The sequence below is a fragment of the bacterium genome (genome assembly GCA_024226335.1).
GTDB lineage: Bacteria > Myxococcota_A > UBA9160 > SZUA-336 > SZUA-336 > JAAELY01.
The window spans coordinates 1-2,872 of the sequence record JAAELY010000158.1; the positions used below are offsets into that span (position 1 = coordinate 1).

The 2,872-nt window shown below is 61.7% G+C and carries 3 protein-coding genes; all 3 read left to right on the plus strand.

Annotated features, from left to right (window positions below):
• Window positions 1–1,938, plus strand: a 1,938-nt coding sequence (locus tag GY725_07630) for a DUF3987 domain-containing protein (GenBank protein MCP4004049.1), incomplete at its 5' end; no start/stop codon positions are given.
• 195 nt (window positions 1,939–2,133) lie between these two features.
• The gene (locus GY725_07635; GenBank protein ID MCP4004050.1) at window positions 2,134–2,625 is read left to right on the plus strand and encodes a DUF2924 domain-containing protein; all 492 of its coding nucleotides are present in this window, start codon (window positions 2,134–2,136) and stop codon (window positions 2,623–2,625) included.
• On the plus strand, window positions 2,625–2,872 hold a 248-nt coding region (locus GY725_07640; protein MCP4004051.1), incomplete at its 3' end, for a recombinase family protein. The genes GY725_07635 and GY725_07640, both read left to right, overlap by 1 nt.

A 2,872-nucleotide genomic window follows, 5' to 3' on the forward strand; every position in this document is an offset into this window, starting at 1 on the left:
AAATGGCGGCCCGAATACGTCGAGTGTCTCGCCAACGCCGAGCGCGTTGTCATCTGGGCCGATCGATTTGACAAGAAGAACCAGGGTGTCGAACACGCAGTTCAAGTCGCGCGGAGTCTTCGAGGCCGCGTCGATTCGATCGAAGTCGTCCAATCGAAGAAGGGCAAGGACGCAGCGGACCATTTGGCAGCGGGGCACGGTTTGGCCGACGTCGTTGCGCTTGAGTTGCCCGCGGAGGTCCTCAGCGTGATGCACGACTCGGCCGTTGATTCTGCCGGATGGGGACAACCGATCCCGTTTCGGACAGCCGATCTACCCGAGTTTCCGGTCGGCTCCCTTCCCCCTTTCCTCTCGGCCTTCGTAGGAGCAGAGGCACTCGCAACACAAACGCCGACGGCGTTACCTGGTTGCCTCGTGCTCGCCGCTTGCGCGGTCTGCGTCGGTGGGCGATTTCGGGTGGAGGTTCGTCGCGGATGGCAGGAACCGACAAACCTCTTCGTCGTGGTTGTACTCGATTCCGGGAATCGCAAGAGTGCCGTGGTCGCGGACGTTACGCGTCCGATTCTTCTGCACGAGAAGTCCGAATGCGAGCGACTTGAACCCGAAATTCTGGAAGCAGAGACTCGTCGCCGTGTCTTGCAGAAGCGAACTCGAGAAGCCGAGAAGAACGCCTCCAAGGCCAAGGTCGGAGAACGTGAACAGCTTGAGCAAGAAGCGATTTATGCTGCCAACGAACTCGCGCAAGTGCATGTGCCGCCTCGTCCCCGCCTGTTTGCTGACGACGTTACGCCAGAGAAACTGGGAGAGCTAATCTGCGATCACGACGGCCGGTTCGCAGTGCTATCGCCCGAGGGCGGAATCTTCGATCTACTGGCTGGCCGATACAGCGCGAGTAACGCACCGAACTTTGACGTCTTCCTAAAGGGCCATGCGGGTGATCCACTCCGAGTTGATCGCATCGGACGTCCGTCTAACCGCGTGGATCAGCCATGTTTGACCGTCGGCCTTACCGTCCAGAACGATGTCTTGAGGGGGCTTGCATCGAAACCAGGATTTCGCGGTCGTGGACTTCTCGCGAGGTTCCTCTACACGATCCCGGAAAGCCCTTTGGGGCGACGAACGGTTGATGCCCCGCCAATGCCCGACCGCGTGCGAGAGGCCTTTCATCGCGCCCTGACGACCATGCTCGAAATGCCGCTGGCTACCGATGAGCGCGGGAGGCCGACTTCTCACGTTCTTCAATTCGATGAGCCTGCGGCCAAGCGCTTCAAGGCTTTCGAGGAGAGGATCGAACCCCAACTCGCGCCGTTCGGTGAGCTGGGAATGATAACGGATTGGGGCTCGAAGCTTGCCGGCGCAACGGCGCGATTATGCGGGATCATCCATGTTGCCAAGCACGGGTACGACGTGGCTCCGGCGCACACACGGCGGATCGACGTGGACACTGTGGCCTGCGCGATCGCGATTGGCGAGTACTTCCTGGCACATGCCAAGGCCGCGTTCGCCGAAATGGGTGCCGATCCCGAGGTGGAGAACGCCCGCCACGTATTGGCTTGGGTCTCTCGGCACGACAAGATGACGTTCAACGAGCGAGAGGCGTTCCAGGGCACCAAGGGTCGGTTCAAGAAGATGCCGGAACTCCGCACGGCTCTCAGGCTGCTCGTGGAGCACGAGTATCTCCGCGAGCTCCCGCGAGAGGACCGCAAGGGTCCGGGTCGGCCGAAGAGCTCGACCTACGAGGTCAATCCGAATATTGAGAATACTGAGAATATTGAGGAGCGTAATCAGAAATGCGTTTCAGACTCTCTCTCCTCCCCTGACGATTCTCCGGGGTCACAATCAACTGCTGCTCCTCTCTCTCAATATCCTCAATATCCTCAAAATTCCAGCACGTCCGACGACGGTGAACCGGCGGCCACCGGCGAGGCGGACCAGTGACACTGGCGGGAACGGGTATGGGATCTGGCGAGTCCCGAGAGCTTGCCACCCTCCTCGCCCGCGGCTATTTGCGGTTAACACAGAACTCCCCCAAGTCCGCGACTTCACGCCCCGGAGAGCCGCAGAAAGAGCTTGATGTCGTCGCCGAAGAGAGCCCTCATGTTGACCAGGTCCACGCCCACGCGGGAGATCAGGATGGACAGCAACATCGTGCGTGAAATCAACCGGCTGCGGCAGATGACGGTCGCCGAACTCCGGGAAGAGTGGTTCCGGCTATACGGCGAGCCGACGCGCAGCCGGAACCGTACGTACCTGTGGCGACGCCTTGCGTGGCGCGTCCAAGAGATGGCCCACGGCGGGCTTGACGGCGCCGTTAGGGCGAAGATCGACGACCTGGCCATAGACGACTTTGTGCGCGCACGTACGCCTGTCGCACGTCTCACAACGATCAGCGGCACGCCTGGTGCTGAACGACGTCCAGAGCCGCGGCGCGACCCGCGGCTACCCACGCCCGGCACCGTCCTGACGCGCAGCTACCACGGCGGCGAGATTCGGGTCGTGGTCCGCGACGACGGCTTCGAGTGGAACGACCAGATGTACGGATCGCTCTCGGCGGTCGCCCGGGCGGTCACCGGATCGAAGTGGAACGGGCGGCTCTTCTTCGGGTTGACGCAGCGGAAACGTTGATGGCGAGTCTGCGGCGGAATCGGTCCTCGGCGGCGGTCGCCATCGAATCCACCGTGCGCTGTGCCGTCTACACTCGCAAGTCCACCGACGAAGGTCTCGCTAGCCACTTCAACTCCCTCGACAACCAGCGCGAGCGGGCTGAGTCGTACATCGCCAGCCAAGAGACGTGGACAGCCCTTCCCCACCGGTATGACGACGGCGGATTCTCCGGCGGCAGAACAGATCGCCCGGCTCTTCAGCAACTGCT

Bases quoted from the DNA above. Each gene is read 5' to 3' on its own strand.
- GY725_07635 (MCP4004050.1), top strand. From the start codon at position 2,134: ATGGACAGCAACATCGTGCGTGAAATCAACCGGCTGCGGCAGATGACG.